At 63.8% G+C, this 17,370-nt stretch carries 17 protein-coding genes and 1 tRNA gene; 5 read left to right on the top strand and 13 right to left on the bottom strand.

What is annotated here, in order from left to right; genetic code table 11:
- Positions 1-72: 72 nt before the first annotated feature.
- The 3 genes from SJY12_RS00475 to SJY12_RS00465 all read left to right on the top strand — a co-directional run bounded on the left by SJY12_RS00475 (position 73) and on the right by SJY12_RS00465 (position 2,418).
- The gene (locus SJY12_RS00475) at positions 73-402 is read left to right on the top strand and encodes an Hpt domain-containing protein (protein WP_063510572.1); all 330 of its coding nucleotides are present in this window, start codon (positions 73-75) and stop codon (positions 400-402) included.
- Between the two features lie 813 nt (positions 403-1,215).
- The gene (locus tag SJY12_RS00470) at positions 1,216-1,515 is read left to right on the top strand and encodes a TrbC/VirB2 family protein (RefSeq protein ID WP_397505650.1); all 300 of its coding nucleotides are present in this window, start codon (positions 1,216-1,218) and stop codon (positions 1,513-1,515) included.
- A 120-nt stretch (positions 1,516-1,635) separates the two neighbouring features.
- Complete coding sequence (locus SJY12_RS00465) at positions 1,636-2,418, top strand: hypothetical protein (protein WP_397505649.1); 783 nt, start codon at positions 1,636-1,638, stop codon at positions 2,416-2,418.
- Positions 2,419-2,492: 74 nt separating this feature from the next.
- Here the strand turns inward: SJY12_RS00465 and SJY12_RS00460 are convergent, their stop codons facing one another.
- Together SJY12_RS00460 and SJY12_RS00455 are read right to left on the bottom strand one after the other, a co-directional pair.
- Positions 2,493-2,810: a hypothetical protein gene (locus SJY12_RS00460; RefSeq protein WP_397505648.1), complete on the bottom strand. Its 318-nt coding sequence runs from the start codon at positions 2,808-2,810 to the stop codon at positions 2,493-2,495.
- Positions 2,807-3,787: an RHS repeat-associated core domain-containing protein gene (locus SJY12_RS00455; protein WP_397505647.1), complete on the bottom strand. Its 981-nt coding sequence runs from the start codon at positions 3,785-3,787 to the stop codon at positions 2,807-2,809. The genes SJY12_RS00460 and SJY12_RS00455 overlap by 4 nt, the downstream gene beginning before the upstream one ends.
- Here SJY12_RS00455 and SJY12_RS00450 point away from each other — a divergent pair.
- Positions 3,695-4,894 (top strand): recombinase family protein, encoded by a 1,200-nt coding sequence (locus tag SJY12_RS00450; RefSeq protein WP_397506609.1) that lies wholly within the window; start codon positions 3,695-3,697, stop codon positions 4,892-4,894. The genes SJY12_RS00455 and SJY12_RS00450 overlap by 93 nt on opposite strands.
- Here the strand turns inward: SJY12_RS00450 and SJY12_RS00445 are convergent.
- Positions 4,853-4,929 (bottom strand) — tRNA-Arg (locus SJY12_RS00445). The genes SJY12_RS00450 and SJY12_RS00445 overlap by 42 nt on opposite strands.
- Before the next feature lie 61 nt (positions 4,930-4,990).
- On the opposite strand from SJY12_RS00445, the gene SJY12_RS00440 reads away from it, so the two are divergent.
- Positions 4,991-5,716: a queuosine precursor transporter gene (locus SJY12_RS00440; protein ID WP_063510573.1), complete on the top strand. Its 726-nt coding sequence runs from the start codon at positions 4,991-4,993 to the stop codon at positions 5,714-5,716.
- A gap of 83 nt (positions 5,717-5,799) precedes the next feature.
- Here SJY12_RS00440 and SJY12_RS00435 read toward each other — a convergent pair whose 3' ends face one another.
- The 10 genes from SJY12_RS00435 to SJY12_RS00390 form a co-directional block, all read right to left on the bottom strand.
- Complete coding sequence (locus SJY12_RS00435) at positions 5,800-8,724, bottom strand: TonB-dependent receptor (RefSeq protein WP_397505646.1); 2,925 nt, start codon at positions 8,722-8,724, stop codon at positions 5,800-5,802.
- Between the two features lie 201 nt (positions 8,725-8,925).
- Positions 8,926-9,951, bottom strand: a complete 1,026-nt coding sequence (gene virB11 / locus SJY12_RS00430) for a P-type DNA transfer ATPase VirB11 (protein WP_397505645.1) — start codon at positions 9,949-9,951, stop codon at positions 8,926-8,928.
- A 15-nt stretch (positions 9,952-9,966) separates the two neighbouring features.
- Positions 9,967-11,100 carry a TrbI/VirB10 family protein gene (locus SJY12_RS00425; protein WP_397505644.1) on the bottom strand — a complete coding sequence of 378 codons (1,134 nt, stop codon included), beginning with the start codon at positions 11,098-11,100 and terminating at the stop codon, positions 9,967-9,969.
- 3 nt (positions 11,101-11,103) lie between these two features.
- Complete coding sequence (locus SJY12_RS00420) at positions 11,104-11,874, bottom strand: TrbG/VirB9 family P-type conjugative transfer protein (protein WP_230833359.1); 771 nt, start codon at positions 11,872-11,874, stop codon at positions 11,104-11,106.
- Positions 11,871-13,046 (bottom strand): type IV secretion system protein, encoded by a 1,176-nt coding sequence (locus SJY12_RS00415; protein WP_397505643.1) that lies wholly within the window; start codon positions 13,044-13,046, stop codon positions 11,871-11,873. Before SJY12_RS00415 ends, SJY12_RS00420 begins: the two co-directional genes overlap by 4 nt.
- A complete protein-coding gene (locus SJY12_RS00410; protein ID WP_397505642.1) occupies positions 13,043-15,496 on the bottom strand; it encodes a VirB4 family type IV secretion/conjugal transfer ATPase in 2,454 nt (817 codons plus the stop codon). The genes SJY12_RS00415 and SJY12_RS00410 overlap by 4 nt, the downstream gene beginning before the upstream one ends.
- Complete coding sequence (locus SJY12_RS00405; RefSeq protein WP_050600125.1) at positions 15,486-15,770, bottom strand: type IV secretion system protein VirB3; 285 nt, start codon at positions 15,768-15,770, stop codon at positions 15,486-15,488. The genes SJY12_RS00410 and SJY12_RS00405 overlap by 11 nt, the downstream gene beginning before the upstream one ends.
- Before the next feature lies 1 nt (position 15,771).
- A complete protein-coding gene (locus SJY12_RS00400; RefSeq protein ID WP_156488709.1) occupies positions 15,772-16,071 on the bottom strand; it encodes a TrbC/VirB2 family protein in 300 nt (99 codons plus the stop codon).
- Positions 16,072-16,075: 4 nt separating this feature from the next.
- On the bottom strand, positions 16,076-16,702 hold the full coding sequence (locus SJY12_RS00395) for a lytic transglycosylase domain-containing protein (protein WP_397505641.1): 627 nt from the start codon (positions 16,700-16,702) through the stop codon (positions 16,076-16,078).
- A 146-nt stretch (positions 16,703-16,848) separates the two neighbouring features.
- Positions 16,849-17,232, bottom strand: coding sequence for a hypothetical protein (locus SJY12_RS00390; protein ID WP_397505640.1), 384 nt, complete (start codon positions 17,230-17,232; stop codon positions 16,849-16,851).
- Positions 17,233-17,370 lie beyond the last annotated feature (138 nt).

Below are 17,370 nucleotides of genomic sequence, written 5' to 3'. Positions count from 1 at the left end.
GCGGTGCGCGGCCCGGCAAGCGCGCGGGTGGGATAGTAGCGCTCGGGAGGCGCATGACGGAGGAAACCGGCGATGAAAGGCAGGCCGCCCGTGGACGACCCGATCGAAGAGGAAACGGATCCCGAACTGCGCGCCCTGTTCGAACAGCGCCGACAAGCCAGCCTGGACGCGGTCGATGCCGCTCTTGCCAGCCACTCTATCGATGCTGAGCAGAAGCAGGAAATTGCCGAGCTTCTCCACCAGGTCACCGGGGTGGCCGCCTATTTCGGCGAAGCCGACCTCGGCGAACGGTGCCGGGTCGATGAACGCCGCCTCCTGCAATCCGCAGACCAGCAGGAAACCCGCCAGCTGCTCGAAATGCTGCGGCCATGCCTGGCAGGTTGCGAAACCCCACCGTCCTGAAGCGCAGGGGACCCGGTAAACGGTTAGACGGGAGATCGATTGCGATCCGGCCGCAAGCGCCATCCTGCAAGAACGGCGCGGGGTCTACCTCTTGGGGAAATTGGCGCGCCCGGCGTGACGAAAATGGGCACTCGAAACATTGGGAAATTATTGTTGGCCTAGTCTAGATAGGTGGCGCGTGCATTCGGGGCAATTAACGAGGATAGCAGGCGCATCAGCGAGCCAGTTGAAGATGCGGTGAAATATGCTGCGTTGGCGCAGGGTGACCTCCCAGCCCCGGGCCGGATGACCGAAATGCATGAGCATCGCTTGGTCGCCTGCGCCCACTAGTGCTGCGACCCGGCCGAAGCGTTCGTTGAGGTCGAACAAGGACTGCGCCCCGAAACCCTCACCCGGTGTACCCGCGATAGCTGCGGCGCCTGGCGATTGGACATACACAATAGTGGCGTGACTAGGTGCGATTCAAGTGAATTGACGCCACGCTCGAGTGTGAAAACGGTAAGTATGAAGCACTCAACCTTTCCCGCCTCGTTAATAGCATTCCCGGGCCGTTGGGTCGGCATCACCCACGGCTGGAATCCATGCCAATGGGACTGAGAGGAACCGTCAGGCATCGCTAGTCCTATTCCTGGAGAGGGAGAGATTAGTAGCGCACGGTTTGCCGCCATTGACCTTCCGGTGATATGTCGCACGGTAGCCCGTGCGGCCCTTGACCCTGCCAGAAACCTTCACCTAGTCGTACAGTTGGCGCGGGGCGCGCGAACCTAAGTTCGACAGAAAATTTCACAGCGCCGCCAAAGGAAGCAGATCGAAATGCGTATTGCCAATCTTGTCGCAGCGTTTGTCGTGGGAACCACGCCCACCATGACCATGGCGCAGGGAATGGACCCGGCCGGCTCTGGACCGATCGTCAATGCGCTGGGCTGGCTTCAGGGGACGCTGCTCGGCAATGTCGCAACTGCAGTGGCCGTAATGGCCGTCGCGGCGGTCGGCTTCATGATGCTGACCGGCCGGCTCAATTGGCGCTTCGGTGCAACAGTCATCATTGGGGTCTTTATCCTCTTCGGCGCGGCTTCGATCGTGGCCGGCATCCAGGGCGTTGCAGCGGCCTGAGCGAAGGACTGTATCGGCGCGGCACCTGCGCCAAAGGTCTTATTTACGCTTGCAAAATTTCTGTCCGGTAAGGCGCGGAATTACGCGCAGTTATCGCCCGCCGATCGCGCCCGGACCCTCGTGCTCGATCCGACCCGCGAGGGACGCCAGCGGCTCACCGACGCCATCCGTGCCGAGCTGGTCCGCGACGGCACGCTGGGGGCTGACGCCATCACCGCCACCACGCTGGAGCCGCTGGGATTGACCCGTGCCGAGGCGTCCAACGCCGCCAGCTACGCCCCCGGCCAGATCGTCACGTTCCGGCGCGGCAGTCGCGAACAGCGGCTGAGCCGGGGACGCGCCTACCGGGTCGAGAGCATCGACGCCGAGGCGGGCACGGTCTCGCTCGCCACCCCGCAGGGCAAGGCGGTTCGCTGGTCTCCCGCCAGATGGGGCGGCGACCAGGCCGAGGCGTTCGTCGAGGTCGAGCAGGAGCTGCGCACCGGGGACCGCATCCAGTTCACCCGCAACAACCGGCGCGCCGGACGCCTCAACGGCCATACCGCCAGCGTCGTCGGGACCGATCCGCAGCGCGGCGGGATCACGGTCGAGCGCGAGGACGGCAAGCACGAAGTGCTTGACCTCTCCCGGCTCGCCGATCGGCATATCCGGCCCGGATGGGTGCGGACGATACATTCCGCCCAGGGCGCCACCGCCGATCGGGTCATGGCCCATCTGGAGAGCTTCCGCGCCAACACCGTCGATGCTCCGGCGGTCTATGTCGCGATCAGCCGCGCCAGGGATGCTGTCGCGCTCTACACCGACTGTCGCGCCAAGCTCACCGAAGCGCTCGGTCTACGCGACGGCGCCCTGATCGGGGCCATCGATGGGGTGCGGCGGGAAGCGGAAGTAGCTATGGGGTAGAGCCACGTGTGAGGTTCGGTGTGTCGGTCGTCGCCAGCTTCCTGCATGGCGACCCGACGATCGGGTCTGCACGTTCAACGAGCGTCCCTCAGATATAGCTCGCACAAAGAAATAGCCTCATTTGCCATTTCTTTTACGTCGGCGTCTTCGTTCGACTGCAGCAGCAAGAGAGATTGATTGACCTCGCAGACGAGGCTGCCGATTTCTTTGCAAACGAACAGGCCATCGAGAACAACCCCAGTGTCATCCGAGTTGAGCATCACTATCAGTTTGCTGATATCGTATCCGGAAATGAAGCATTGGGCCAACCTGAACAGAACGTCGTTGGAAGTCGAAGTCATTTTGACAACTTCCTCAAAAGTCTGATCACATTCATCACTGATATTGGTCATTGTCGATCTTTAAGCTTGTCACGAAGTTCGGTTTCACGGCGAATCCGCTCTTTGCGATTCTCATGCTGTCGATACTGGCGGCGTTCCTTAGCAGAACCATTCGGATCACCCACGGGATGGGCGTCCAACTCTTTCTGTCGGGTTCCTAGGCTATCATTAAGCGCTTTGACGCTATCATCAACTGCACCATCAGGAACGTCGCCTGCGTCGGGCAGGTCACCATGAACTTTACCCGTCGCGTCAGTCTCAAGCGCACCGTCATTAAACAACCAATCAACGCCTCGAACCACCAAATCCTTAATATTGTCGATCCCGCGTTGAACTTGCCGCGCACCGTCTTCTGCCCAATCGTTGAACCCATTCCCGTCTTTGTCTTGAGGTGTTGGATAGCCAGGCATCGGGATGGTGCCAGGCATAGGCACAACCCGCCGCATTTGCTTGCCCGAGAAGTCCGCAAGGTTCACCGGATCGTTGCCGACATAGGCATACATGTTCATGCCGTCCTCGTAGCCGATGGGGTCGGTCTGCATGAATCGGCCGAGCAGTGGAGAATAGATGCGGGCCTTGTAGTAATACATGCCGATCTCGGGGATCCAAGTCTGGCCAGTATACTGGAACCGGCCGAGATTGCCCGTATCAGGCGTGCCCCACTCGTCGTACTTGTTGCGCTGGAGAACACTGCCCGAACTGTTCGTCACAGCGACCACGCTGCCGCGCTCATCGCGGTGGAGGAAGCGGCGGGTAGATGCGGTTGGATAAGTGCCGCCCCCCTCGAACCAGATTACCGGATCGTCGGTGCCCGGACCGTGGACATAACGGCGCAGGATCGATCCCGAGGCGTTGAGTTCGGCAATCAGCTCGTCGCCGGCATAGTGACGGCGGTGATGCGCCGTAATGCCGAAGACGGTTTCTGGAACGGATCGCAGCCTCCGCTCGGTTATGAAACATACACGGCGGAGATCAGAGGTAAGAAGCACAAGAAGAAGATCAGGGTCGTCACGTCGGAGGCCGCTACGGTCGAGTATGTCTACGGCGCTTATGTCGGTGCCGGTGGCAAGGCATCAATGGGCATCGGCAAGCTTTCTCAGCATCTTAATGAAAAGGGTTTGAGCTACCGTGGTCGCAAGTTCACGCCCGCGCTGGTCCATACGATCCTGACGCGCGAGACCTATGTCGGTCGGCACTATTACAACACGAAAGACAGCCGCACCAATACGAAGCGTCCGCGCGAAGAATGGATCGAGGTCGAAGTCCCCGCGATCATTTCGGAAAAGACCTTCGATAAGGTCCAGGCGATCCTCAAGTCACGCAACCCCAAGATGACGCCGGCGCGTTCCCATTCGAGCCCGGTTCTGCTCTCTGGCCTCGGTCGCTGCGGTAACCCGGGCTGCGACGGCACTATGATGCTAATGAACGGCAAGGGCGGCCAGTATCGATACTATTCCTGTTCGAACGTGCGCCGGAAGAAGGATCGCACCTGTGGTGGCAACAATGTTCCCATGCAGCAGGTGGACAACGCCGTCGTCGAGGTTCTTGAGCAGCGTCTGCTCGATCCTGTCCGCCTCGAGAAGCTTCTGGCGCAGTTGCTGGAGCGCTCGGCAGGTGCCGATGCCAAGCGCAAACGCGACATCGTCACTCTGCGCAACGAGCGCACTGCCGCCGACACCGCCATCCAGCGTCTCTTCGAATCGATCGAGGCAGGGCTCGTCGATTCCAAGGACAAGGATCTCAAGAAGCGCCTCGCGGGCCACCAGTCGAGACGCGCCGCGCTCGACGAAGAGATCAATCTGCTCGAACGCCAATGCGGTAGCAAGGGGGACCGCATCGACAGGGACGCGCTCGCCGCGTTCGCTGCCGGTCTGAAGAAAAAGCTTACCGATCCCGATAACCCCGCACTGCGCAAGAATTACGTGCAGGCGTTCGTCAGTGAGGTCGTGATGACCAAGGAACAGCTTACCGTTCGTGGCCCGGTGGCCAGCCTAGTTCAGGCGGTATGCACGCCCGGTGCCGATACGGCACCGGTGCGCACTTCCATGGTAAACTGGCGCGCCCGGCAGGACTCGAACCTGCAACTCCAAGCTTAGAAGGCTCGTGCTCTATCCAGTTGAACTACGGGCGCGCTCCGGGGCTGCCATAACGTGCCTTTCGCGGCTGGCCAATCGGCACTAACCGTGTTTGCGATGGAAAACGCTCCGACGAATACGCCCGCACCGCATTTTCGCTATTACGATCTGGTGATGGCGGCCTTCGTCACCATCCTGTTGCTGTCGAACCTGATCGGCGCATCGAAACCGAGCTACGTCATACTGCCGGTCATCGGCGAATGGTCGTTCGGCGCCGGGGTGCTGTTCTTCCCGGTCAGCTACATCATCGGTGACATCCTGACCGAAGTATACGGCTATGCCCGTGCACGGCGGGTCATCTGGACGGGCTTTGCCGCATTGCTGTTCATGGCTTTCATGGCGTGGGTCGTGGTGCAGTTGCCGCCGGCGGAGGGCTGGCCCGGACAGGAAGCCTACGAGTTCGTGTTCGGCAACAGCTGGCGGATCGTACTGGCGTCGATGGTCGCCTTCTGGGCTGGCGAATTCGCCAACAGCTATGTCCTCGCCAAGATGAAGGTGTGGACGCAGGGGCGCCATCTGTGGATGCGCACGATCGGGTCGACGGTGATCGGCCAGGGTCTCGACAGCCTGATCTTCTACCCGCTGGCCTTCTGGGGCCTGGCCGGATGGCCGGTCGAACTGCTGTGGCAGGTCGTGCTGTCGCAATGGGCGATCAAGACGCTGTGGGAGGCGCTGCTGACCCCGGTCACCTATGCCGCGGTCGGCGCGCTCAAACGCGCCGAAGGGGTCGAGCTGTTCGACACCGATACCGACTTCTCGCCTTTTGCATCCAGCAAGCGCTGAACACGGCGGGAGGCCGGGACCTTCACGAAAAAGGGGCGACCCGCAGGCCGCCCCTTCCCTCTCCCCCCGCTCTTGCGGGTAGCTTAGAACTTCGCCCCGATCGCGATGCCGTAGCGCCGCGGATCAAGCGTGAAGATGTTGGTGAAATTGCCCGACGAAGCGTCGGTGACATAAAGGCCCGTTACCGAGTCGCTGTCAAAGATGTTCTGCACGAAACCGCGTACGAACCAGCGGTTGTCGTTCCCGTTCAGCGTGATCGAGGCGTTCGCCTGGACGAACGGTTCGATCCGGTTGACGTTGCCGTTGAACACATTGCCGTATTGTTCGCCCGTATAGGCCAGATCGAACCGCGGGACGAGCGACATGCCATTGTCGAAATCGGCAGTGTACTGCACGCCCACCGAAGCCTTGTATTCAGGCGCCTGAGGCAGGCGATTGCCCCTCAGATTGACCTCCACGCCCGGGCTCAGCACGTCGATCGGACCCAGAGCTGCGAAAGCCGGGTTGGCGGTCTGCGCGTCGAGCACGCTGCAGATGCTGAACGCACCGGTCGAGGCAATCCCCCCGTCGGCGGGGAAGGCGGCCGGGCCCTGCAGTCCCAGTCCGGCGTTCACCGCCCCGACGAAAGCGTTGGCCCCCGCGCCGGTCACCGCGCACAGCGAGCCGTTCGACAAGTCCTTGATGATCACGGCGTCGGGATCGCCGCCGCCCGGATCGCGCGGATTGCTGAAGAACTGGTCGCCCGCCACCTTCGCATTGAGGTAGCTGACGTTCATGTTGACCATCCAGTTGTAGCTGGGCCGCAGGATGGTCTCGAGCTCGACGCCCCAGATATTGGCATCGATCGTATCGTTGACCGAAGTCCGAGCAACGATGCGGCTAAGCTGCAAGCCCTTGTACTTGTAGTAGAACCCCGTGAGGTTCACCTGAGCCGCACCGTTCAGGAAACTGTTCTTCGAACCGATTTCGAAAGCGTCGATCTTCTCCGAATCGAAGCTTTCGGAAACTGCGAAGACCGGTGACAGCGGCGGGTTGATCCCGCCCGACTTGTAGCCGCGCGAATAGGAGAAATAGAGGTTGTTGTCCGGCGAGATCGCGAAGTCGAGGACCGCGCGCCCGGTAATCGCGTCGAAACTGACTTCGCGTTGCTGCAACAACTGGTTCCCTGGCGTCCCGGCGTCCGCATCGAAGCTTCCGACGAATGGCGACGTGAACGGTTCGCCATTGCCGAAGGGATTGAGGAAGCTTGCGTAGGTCGTCCGCGCGGCAACGCTCTTGCTGTCGTCATTGTAGCGGATGCCGCCCGTGAACTGGAGCCGGTCGGTGATGTCGACATAGACTTCGCCGAAGATGCCGAAGCTTTCCAGTTTGAAGTCGGTCGTGTTGTTCCGGTACATCGAAGTCGCGAGGTAAGATGGCGGTGCCCCTGCCCCGAATGCCGAGAATGTCCCGAGGATCGCGCTGGCGTAGTCCAGCCCGAAGTTGTTGACGTAATAGCTGTTCTCGCCGACTTCGGATTCGGCGTAGATACCGCCCAGCAGGAAGTTGAACGGTCCGTCGAAATCGCTGGAGAGGATCGCCTCGCCCGACCACGAGGTCTGCTCCTGGCTCGACCGGTCGAAGGCCAGCGGTACATCGGCGCAGATCGAATTGCCCTCGAACGCCCCCAGATTGCCCGCATCGTTATCCGATGTGCACAGCACGCCGTTGGGCCCGTTCGGGATCAGCGCGTTCGCGATCGGCGCGAAATAGGCGTTCGACCCCGGAACGAAGGGCTGGGCCGGTACGCCCGTGGGAATGCCGTTCGCCGCGAAGAAAGCCAGCGTGTTCAGGGCGCCGGCATAACCGCTGCGATCGAGGATACCGAGGTTGTAGTCTTGGCGGGAATCGACCGAGGTTTCCTGATATATCCCCGTAAGCGACAGGTTCATGGGCCCGATCCGCTGATCGAGATGGGCCTGCAACTGCAGTTCGTCGGCGAAGTATTCGGGCGTGAACGCGGTGTTGACCGTGCGCACATCGTTGGGCTCGTCGAAATTGGCGTATCCGTCGGGTCCGTAGACGCTGCCCAAGGCCAGCGCCTCGGGGATGCCCTGGATGCGGAACAGTTCTACCGAAGACAGGACCGAACCCAGCGTCGAATTGGCATTGGTGCTGTCGAAGTCGCGGCGGTTGTTAAGGCAGCCCAGCACGCCGGTGGGATCGCGCTGGCAGGCCTGCTTTTGGATCCGCAACCGGTCGTCGTTCTCGCGGAAGTAGAACGCCATGAGGTCGAGCGTGGTGTCGGCGGTGGGCTCGAAGCGCAACGACCCGCGCACTGCATACATGTCGCGCCCGTCGATATCGGAGTCGTCGTCGAGGTTGTCGGTGAACCCGTCGCGATTGAGATAGAACCCGGCCGCGCGGAAGGCCAGCGTGTCGCCGAGCGGCACATTCACCATGCCCTTGGCCTTGATGCTGTTGTAATTGCCGTATTCGAATTCGGCAGCGGCCCCGAAAGTACCCAGTTCGGGCTTGGCGGTCACCACATTGACCACGCCCGAAGTCGCGTTGCGACCGAACAGCGTGCCCTGCGGTCCGCGCAGGACTTCGACGCGCTCGAGATCGAAATATTCGGTTTCGAAGAGGCGCGTGCCGAACAGCGGCGAACCGTTGGTATGGATCGCAGTCGCGCTATCGCAAGTCACACCCACGCAAAGGTCGCCGATCCCGCGGATCGTGAAACTTGCGCTGGTGAAGTTCGACTTGGTGAAGGAGACATTCGGCAGCGTAAGCTGGAGATCGCTGGCGTTTTCGATCTGCTGCGCCTCGAGCGCCTCGCTGTCGAACGCGCTGACTGCAATCGGCACTTCCTGCAGCGACTGGTTCTGACGCTGCGCGGTAACGATGATGACGTTGTTATCGAACCGCGGATCATCGAAGCCATCCTCGGCAGCGTCCTGCGCAAATGCCGGGAACGAAATAGCGCTCGCGCAGATACCCGCGAGCAGGGAAGCCCTTACCCTCATTAACCCTCTCCTCTCCATGTGCCGTCTTTGCGGCTTATGGCGTATTGCTAACACACATTCGTATGCACGCAAGCACGGGCGCATGATTGTTGCGCAAAAGGACGGCGAATTTTGGCGAGTGTTGTTTTAGGGACGCTAGGCGAGCGTTCATTGACGCTACGGCACCCGATGCCGCGCAGGGTGTGTACAAAAATACCGCTGTCAGACGAGAGTATGGCTTTCGGCCAGTTCGATAATGCCGCGCCTGCCCGATTCATCGCGTCCAAGCTGCACGAACACGTCGATCACGCTGGCCGCATAGGCAATGGTATCGCTCCGCGTCAGCCCGATTCCCGTCTGCATGACCATCAGGGACAATTGCTCGAGCGCGCCCCGCAGCGAGTTGGCGTGGACGGTGGAGAAGCTGCCCGGATGGCCGGTGTTGATCGCGCGCAGGAAGCTGACGCTTTCGGCGCCGCGCAGTTCGCCCAGCACGATCCGGTCGGGGCGCAAGCGCAGCGCGGCCTGCAGCAATTCGTTGGCGGTGACCTTGGCTTCGCCCAGTTCGCCCTTGACCGCGACCAGCCCGACGCCGTTTTCGCCGGGCAACCTGAGCTCGGGCGTATCCTCGACCAGCACGACGCGTTCGTGACGCGGGATTTCGCCGAGCATGGCGTTAAGGAACGTAGTCTTGCCGGTGCTTGTCCCACCCGAGACGAGGATGGTGCGCCGCTGGCGGATCGCCTCGCGCAGAAAGGCGATCGGCTGCGCCTGCGTATCGGGCATGGCGTCCCGCCCCTGCGGCCTCAGCGGACCGGTGTCATAGGCATCGAGCGGCAGGTCGAGTCGGCGATGGCGGCGGATCGCCATGGCCCAGTGCTTGCGCGCCGCGGGCGGACCACAGAACTGGACGCGCGCGCCGCCGGGCAGCGTCGCACCGAGCAGCGGATGTTCGCGGTTGATCCCCTGGTGGCTGACCCGCGCAACCTGTTCGGCCAGGCGCTGGATCAGCCGGTCGTCGATATCGGGCCGCACCACCTTGTGGATGCCGCCCCGCGCCGCATCCTCGACCCAGACCTCGCCCGGCCTGTTGACCAGGATCTCGGTCACCGTGTCGCATTCGAGCCAATCGCGGAATGGCGCGAGATAGGCGTCGAGATAGACGCTGCGTTCGCCGTGCAGATCGACCGGCGGGGCATCCGCTTCAGGCTGTCCGTCGGGTTGGAAAGGGTGGATGTCGGCGCTCACGGCAGGGCTTCCGGATCAGCTGACCGAAGAGAAATCGAGATCGCGCGCGGTAAAGATGCGGATCGGTTCGCCCTGTCGCACCCGCACGGTCGGCCCGCGCTGGCCGTCCTGCTGGGCTGCAGTGGCCGCGGCCGAGGAACTGGCCCCGCCGATCAGCACGCCTGCCGCACCGCCGGTGGCGAGCGAGCCGACGCCGCCGACGACCGACAGCAGCAGGGCCGAACCGAACCGCCTGAAGAAACCGTCACCCGAAACCTTGCCCGCAAGACCCGTGGTCCCGTCGAAACCGATCGCAGGCGAAGCCAGGTTGACAGAAGCCCCGTCGGGACGGATCAGCCGGGTCCAGATGACGTAGGCGCGCTTCTGGCCGTTCTGCAGGCCCGACTGGTACTGACCGATCAAACGGCTCGAACGCGGGACGAGTACCTTGGTCCCGTCGAAACTGCGCACGTCCTGGCTTACCACGGCGCGGACATAGCCCGGGACATTGGTGTCGATCGCCGTTTCGAGGATCGCCGGGATCAGCGTGCCCTGCGTCACCGTGGTAGTGGGATTGCCCATCGCCTTGGCCTGCGCCGGCGCCCCGCCCACACCGCCGATCCGGCTGGCGAAATCGCTGGCGCCGTTGCCAGAGGCTCCGTTTCCGGCCGCTTCGCCGGCCCCGCTTGCCTCTCCCAGTGCCAAAGTAGCGGGGGCGTTGCCGGCATCGAACACCACGGTGGGGCTGGCATAGGGATTGGCGGCAAGTCCCGGCTGCGGCTGCGCCGACAGCACGGGCTGCGGCGCGGGATCGGGCCGGGCAATGGGCGCGGCGGCAACCTGCGGCGCGATCGGCGCCGGGGCCGCTTGCGGCGGCACCGTGGATGCGGCTTCGACCGGCGCCTGCTGGCCGCCGCCTATCCCCTCGCTCGGCGCGATGCGCGCGGAATTCATGCTCCACATGGTCACAAGGCCGAGCCCCGCGACGATTGCGATCCCCGCCACCAGGCCAAGCGCATCGGACTTGCCCGCCGGACGTGCGACCACGGGAAAGGCGTTGCGCTGGGCAAGGTCGATGACCTCGGCATCGCTGCCCTCGCGCGGATCGATATCGTTGGCGACCCCGCTATCGCCGGGCTTCTTTTCGGGCAGGCGCATGGCAAGACGCATGGGTTACTTCCTTCTCGCGGCGAAAGCGGGGCTGGCACCCGCGCTGTTCGCGGGCCGCTGGGGGCCGGTGTTGACCAGTTCGGCGCTGTCTTCGCCCGAACGCAGAACGATGCTGCGCGGCACACCGTCGACCACGATCGTATCGCCCCGCACGGTGAAATTGACCGGCCCCTCGACGCCTTCGCTATTGGTCACCAGGATTGCGGGGACCTCCCTGCCGCCCGGCCAAGTCAGGAAAGTGGCAGTCCCGTCGTCATAGGTGTTCTCGGGCAGCAGTTCGGGATCGCCGGATGCATTCCACGCGAAATTGAGATCCGCCGGATCGACCACGGCATAGGGATCGCCCGCGGCCTGCCGCTCCACTGCGTTGGGCGCTTCGGCCACCTCTACCAGCTCTTCCTCCGGCTCGTCCGGATAGGCGAAGCGCATCAGATAGAGCGGCTTGGCCGACGGGCTGGCGACGAGGTCGAACAGATAGGTTCGCTTGCTGGTGACGACCGTCAGATTGGTCGCGGCGCGCGGCTCGAGCGGTTTGACGAACAGGATATTCGCGCGTTTGTTGGGCGTCACCTGCCAAGTCGCGCTGTCGCCGATGGCGACATTCTCGATCACCTCGTCGTCGCCGAACATGATGCTCGCCTGGACCGCGATGCGGCCATCGATACGCACCACCTTGGCTTCGTCGTACAGCACTTCGACGAGGCGAGCATCCTGCGCGGCGGCCGGGCTGGCCATCAGCGCGAGGGCGAGCGCGGGAATAAGGGCGCGGATCATGCGGTTTTCTCCATGGATCGATCAAGGGCCTTCGGCGCGGCGGACTTGAACCGGCTTCCGATGCCGGAACCGCGCGCACGGGCGGAACTGGTGGGGGATGTTGGGGCAGAGCCGGACGAGGTCGCATAGACCTTCACCGTGCGCGAACCGCCGCTTCCGCCAGTGCCGCCACTGTCATTCGCGGCATAGGCGGCAGGGATCGCGGCAACATCGATCCGGCGGGCCTGCGAACTCGCCTGGCTGGCGGCCTGCGCCTGCGCGAGAGCAGCGGCAGGCGCTGCCTGCTGCGGCGCCGCGGCGGGCGAGGACTGTTCCTCGCGCTCGCTCGCCAGGCCGAACACGCTCCAGCCAGCCACCATCGCGCCCGCTACCTTGAGCACGAGCGCCATCAGCGCGACATGCACCGCGCCGATCATGAAGAAGGCCATTCCGGCCTGCGGATCGACCTGCCCGGGGGTGGCGGTCAGCGCACCGAGGATCGGCACGGCGAGTTCGAGCATCACGCTGCCGCCCAGCACCGCGAACAGCGGTGCAAGCGCGCACAGCGTCAGGCCCTTGACCCACCCGGTGAACAGGCCCCGCGTGCCGTTGAACAGCGCCATGACCACGAACAGCGGACCCAGCGCGACCAGCACGCCCAGGGCGATCTTGGTGGTTACCAGCAGCCCCACGGTTCCGAGCATGAACAGCAGCGCGCCGAACCACATCATCCCGGCAGGCGAAAAGGTCGAGATATCCTGCGCGCCCGCGCTGGCTTCCTGCACCGCGAGGAACACGACATCGATCTTCTGCGCGAAGAGATCGGTGGCAGAGCCCCGTGTCCCGCTGAGAACCCCGGCAAGGTAATCGGGAGTGGCAACCGCGAGGTTCCACACCACGCTCTGATACGCGAGCCAGCTGGTGGCGAAGGTCAGCACCAGCCCCAGCGTCATCATGCGCGGGACGAGGCTGCGCACGCCGATATTGGTGCGTCCGGTCAGCAGCGCGAACGCGAAAAGCACGATGAACAGCGTCAGGACGAGCGTGAGCACCGTGCCGAGCGATCCCCCGGGAGCGAACAGCCGGCCGAAGGCGGCCGCGCTGGCTTCGCCCGCGATGCAGTCGACCCCGCGCAGCGCCGCGGCGACGCCATTGCCGACCCGATCGGCGGCTTGCTGGCAGTTCACGCTCACTCGGCCGCGAGGCGCAGTGCCTCGACCCCGGCCTCCCCTGCATCATTAGCGCCGCCCGGCCACCGGGTTCCGGTCAAGGCAGGGAACCACTCGCTCGGCGCGTCGCCCAGCGCTTCGCGCAACAGGTCGAGCCGGCGGACAGAGCTTTCCCGTCCCGACAGCAGCGTCAGCACTTCGGGCGCGCCCGACAGGTCGAGCCGCACCACCACGCTGGCATCGGGCTGCCGCACGAGGAAGCAGCGGCTGTGCGCAGGCAGCGTGCGGATCAAGGCGAGTTCGTGCTCGGTAAGTCCGAAACCATCGCAATAGTCTTCGGGCCGCGCGCGACTGTTGGGCATGAACACCATGGTGGCGGTCTGTTCGACCAGCGCCGTCGAAATGCGGCTTTCAAGTGCATCGCGCGCGGATTGCGTAGCGAAACCGACCAGCGCGTTGCGTTTGCGCAAGGTCTTGAGCCAGTCCCGAATGCGCGCAGCGAAGACTTCGTCGTCGAGCGCCTTCCAGCCCTCGTCGATCAGGATCATGGTCGGCTTGCCGTCGAGCCGTTCCTCGATCCGGTGGAAGAGATACATCATGGTGGGCGTGCGCAGCCGCGGGTTTTCCAGCAGCGCGGTCATGTCGAAACCGAGGACGCGCGCGCCAAGATCGAGCCGGTCCTCGGAATTGTCGAACAGCCAGGCATGTTCGCCCCCTGGCCCCTCACCCGCGCCGATCCATGCGCCGAGCCGGTCGGCCAGATCGCCCGGTTGCGGACGCCGCGTGCCCGACAGCAGTTCCCTGAAATGCCGCAGGCGGCGCAGCGAAGCATCGTTGGCATAGGCGGCATCGACCGCCGCCGCGATGGTCTGCTCTTCTTCGGGGCCCTCGGCCTTGAGCAGTACGCCCAGCCAGTCACGCAGGAAGGCCCGGTTGCCAGGCGTGTCGGGCAGCGCCAGCGGATTGAACCCCGTCGGTTCGCCCGAGCGGATGCTGTCGTAGCGTCCGCCAATGCCGCGCACGAACAGTTCCGCGCCGCGATCCTTGTCGAACAGGATCGTGCGCGGGCTGAATTTCTGCGCCTGCGCGGCGAGGAAGTTCATCACCACCGTCTTGCCCGAACCCGAGGGTCCGATGACCGAGAAATTGCCCAGGTCGCCATGGTGGAAATTGAAGAAGAACGGTGTCGCGCTGGTGGTTTCGAGCAGCGTCACCGCCTCGCCCCAGTGATTGCCCTGGGCTTGCCCCAGCGCGAAGCCGTGCAAGCTCCCGAAACTCGCCATGTTCGCGCTCGAGATCAGCGCGCGCCTTACGAGATAGGCCTCGTTGCCCGGGAACTGTCCCCAGAAGGCGGGTTCGAGATTGGTATCCTCGCGTACTGCGATCGCGCCGGTATCCGCCAGCGCGGCAGCGCAGGCGGCCATGGCGTCATCGAGCTGGCCGAGCTGCCGCTCGCGGACCATGACGGTCAGGTGATGGTCGCCAAAGCCGACCGCGCCATTGCCCAGCGCATCGCGCGCCGCCAGCATGTCCGCGCGTTCGGCAGCGGCTTCCTCGTCCGCCGATTTGAGCCGGCGCATTGCCAGATCCATCCGCTCGCGCGCGGTCTGTCGCTCGGTCGGGGCATAGCTTTCGCTGACCACCATTTCGAACGGCAGCCGCAGCAGGCTGTCGAGCAGGCCCGGAGAAGTCGCTTCGGGATAGTCCTTCATCCCGAGCATTGCCGCGAATTCGGGTGCACCCGAGCCGCGCGTTTCGATTGCATCGAGCCCGAAACTCACGCGGCGATAGGGCAGCATATGGCCGATATCGACATCGTCGGCTGGCTTGCGCACCGGGCGCATTTCGCCATTGTAAAGCGCGCTCAGCAGTTCGAGCATTTCCGAATTGGTGCTGCCCTGCGGGCCCGTGTATTCGCCCAGCGGGGTCGCCCCATATGCGCTCAGCGCTGCGACGAGACCCTGCGAAGCCGCGCGCAGCGAGCGCAGGTCCTTGGGATCGGGTTCAAGCCGGTCGCCGTCCTGCCGGCGGAATTTCCTGCCGACCCGTTCGACCAGGCCCGCTTTGCCCCGCGCGGGACGACGGATCAGCGTGATGAACTGGTCGTTGACGAACAGCTGGCCCGAACCCAGCCGGTCGCGCCAGCATGCATCGATATGCCGGCTGATCGGATCGGGAAATTCGGCTTCGAGATCGACCGATACGCGGCGGCGGATAACGTGGTGGTACAGCACGAACCGCGCATCGAGTGTCGAGCGCAGAACCACTTCGCGCGTGGCCGCATGCGCGTTGAGCGCTTCGCTGTCCTCGGTTTCGAACAGCAGCCCGGGAACCTGGATCGCGGTCATGACAGAACCGTCGCGCAGCAGCAGCGTGCTTTCGTCGATCAGCCGTAGATAGGGCAGCCGGTCGCCGGCCCGCACTTCCTTCGCGCTCCAGGCGGCAGCGCCCATCCATTTGGTCTTATGCGGCATAGGAATTGCACCCCCAGCGCTGGTAATTCTTCACCCGCGGGCATTTCGATACCTTGGTGATCCACAGGTCGAAGATGCGCGGCTCGCGCAGGCAGGCGAAATATCCGATCCCGTGCATGACAGCGAAGACCAGCAGTGCCAGCCAGCTGCCGGTGATCAGAAAGGCCTCGGTCGTCACCATCCCGTTGATGATGAAATAGTTATATGTCACTCCCGCGAACATCTGCGGCCGCGTGAGTGCACGATGCACGGGATGGCGCACGAGCGTGGTCATCTCACGCGGCCACGCCCTGGATGCCGGCCACGATGGATGCCGCGCCGAACAGGATGAACACGCCGATGATCACGGTCGCCCCGAAACGCCAGTTGAGGCGGCCGGTCAGCATCATGAAGCCGACTGCAGCAACCGCCATAACTGCCACCGCCGTTGCGACATTGCCAAGCAGCGTGCCCTGAAGCCAGCCGAGCGCGGCAACGATCGGCCCCGAACCCGCGGGATCGGCAGCCTGCGCGAAAGCAGCGCTGGGGGTCAGGAAGGCGGCCAGAACTGCCGGAAGGGTGAACTTGCGACTCAATTGATTACTCCCGTGAATGATCGGACAAGCGGCCCATGATGGCCGCCACGTAAAGCTGCGTTTCGCGGATGCGCGGGACACCGCCGGCGCGGATCACCCGCCCGGGCCCGGCATTGTAGGCGGCAAGCGCCTTCTCGAGATCGCCGTCGAACCGGTCGAGCTGTTCGCGCAGGTAGCGCGCGCCGCCTTCGAGATTGGCGAAGGGATCGTCGGGGTCGACGCCCAGATCGCGCGCCGTGCCGGGCATGAGTTGTGCCAGTCCGCGCGCGCCCACCGGCGATACTGCATTCGCGCGCCAGCGGCTTTCCTGCCACACCAGCGCCTCGATCAACGTCGGGCTGAGATCGAAGCGTCCGGCGAGTTCGGCGACCTTGGCCTGGTAGTCCGGGGGCACCAGCCTTGCGTGGCGGACCGGGTCCGCCACGGCGATGTCGGGCACGACGATGTCGCCCGGGACCTCGGCCGTGCCGAAGGTCATCGATTCATCGGGCGCAGCCGGTTGCGCGCGGCCTGCGCCGGTTACCCAGCGCGCACCGTCCGCATCAATCTCCAAGACATCCGCCCTTGCATCAAGGGCGGGAAGCGCGGCGCAGGACAATCCGATTGCCAAGGCCCAGCGTGCGAGAATCATTGCACCCTCCGTCCCACCGCGTCTGGGCACGTTTCATGACAAGAACGTGACGAAGCGGCGAATCAGTGAGGGCTGGATCCGGTGACCGCATGAAAAAGCCCGCCTCCCTGTGGAAGGCGGGCCCTGCGGCTCGGCCGTTGCGAAGATCAGCGGAGCGATAGCGCGTAATAGCGTGCGAATTCGCCCTGCTCGAGCATGGCCAGCGCCTTGCGGGCAAGCCAGCGGGAATCGACCCATTCGCCCGTGGCGGTCTCGAGCTCGACGCTGCTGCGCATGTTCGCAGCGGTAGCGAATTCGGTGCGGGCCGCATCGTAATTGCCCATCCGCGCGAGCGCGATACCGTGGTTGATCAGGCGTGCCGGATCGTTCGCGGCCAGTTCGTCGCAATTCTCGATGGCCTGCCGCGCTGCGGCATTGTCGTTGGCCACCAGTTCTTCATAGCCGACGTCGAACGCGGTGTCCGGGGCCTGCGCGGTGGCAACAGGGCCCTGCGCGAGAAGGACGAGGGCAACGCTGGTAATGATCGCCATGACAGCTCTCCTTTTATGTTGTGAGTGCCTGTTTGAACCCCGGCCCTGCCGACTGCAACAAATCTGTAACTTTGTCATAAAACCGTAATCCGACCCCACGGAAACGGTTTTCCGCCATTTCGGCCAGGCCGCCCGGAA

The organism is Qipengyuania sp. R86523 (assembly GCF_044596365.1).
GTDB classification, from domain to species: domain Bacteria; phylum Pseudomonadota; class Alphaproteobacteria; order Sphingomonadales; family Sphingomonadaceae; genus Qipengyuania; species Qipengyuania citrea.
Note: the sequence above shows the minus strand (reverse complement) of the source record. Positions and strands in the feature narration are given on the sequence as shown.

What these genes read in the sequence shown, in the direction of transcription:
- SJY12_RS00475 (WP_063510572.1), top strand. Translation starts at nt 73, where the DNA reads ATGAAAGGCAGGCCGCCCGTGGACGACCCGATCGAAGAGGAAACGGAT.
- SJY12_RS00470 (WP_397505650.1), top strand. Translation starts at nt 1,216, where the DNA reads ATGCGTATTGCCAATCTTGTCGCAGCGTTTGTCGTGGGAACCACGCCC.
- SJY12_RS00460 (WP_397505648.1), bottom strand. Translation starts at nt 2,810, where the DNA reads ATGACCAATATCAGTGATGAATGTGATCAGACTTTTGAGGAAGTTGTC.
- SJY12_RS00450 (WP_397506609.1), top strand. Translation starts at nt 3,695, where the DNA reads ATGCGCCGTAATGCCGAAGACGGTTTCTGGAACGGATCGCAGCCTCCG.
- SJY12_RS00440 (WP_063510573.1), top strand. Translation starts at nt 4,991, where the DNA reads ATGGAAAACGCTCCGACGAATACGCCCGCACCGCATTTTCGCTATTAC.
- SJY12_RS00435 (WP_397505646.1), bottom strand. Translation starts at nt 8,724, where the DNA reads ATGAGGGTAAGGGCTTCCCTGCTCGCGGGTATCTGCGCGAGCGCTATT.
- SJY12_RS00425 (WP_397505644.1), bottom strand. Translation starts at nt 11,100, where the DNA reads ATGCGTCTTGCCATGCGCCTGCCCGAAAAGAAGCCCGGCGATAGCGGG.
- SJY12_RS00420 (WP_230833359.1), bottom strand. Translation starts at nt 11,874, where the DNA reads ATGATCCGCGCCCTTATTCCCGCGCTCGCCCTCGCGCTGATGGCCAGC.
- SJY12_RS00410 (WP_397505642.1), bottom strand. Translation starts at nt 15,496, where the DNA reads ATGCCGCATAAGACCAAATGGATGGGCGCTGCCGCCTGGAGCGCGAAG.
- SJY12_RS00405 (WP_050600125.1), bottom strand. Translation starts at nt 15,770, where the DNA reads ATGACCACGCTCGTGCGCCATCCCGTGCATCGTGCACTCACGCGGCCG.
- SJY12_RS00395 (WP_397505641.1), bottom strand. Translation starts at nt 16,702, where the DNA reads ATGATTCTCGCACGCTGGGCCTTGGCAATCGGATTGTCCTGCGCCGCG.
- SJY12_RS00390 (WP_397505640.1), bottom strand. Translation starts at nt 17,232, where the DNA reads ATGGCGATCATTACCAGCGTTGCCCTCGTCCTTCTCGCGCAGGGCCCT.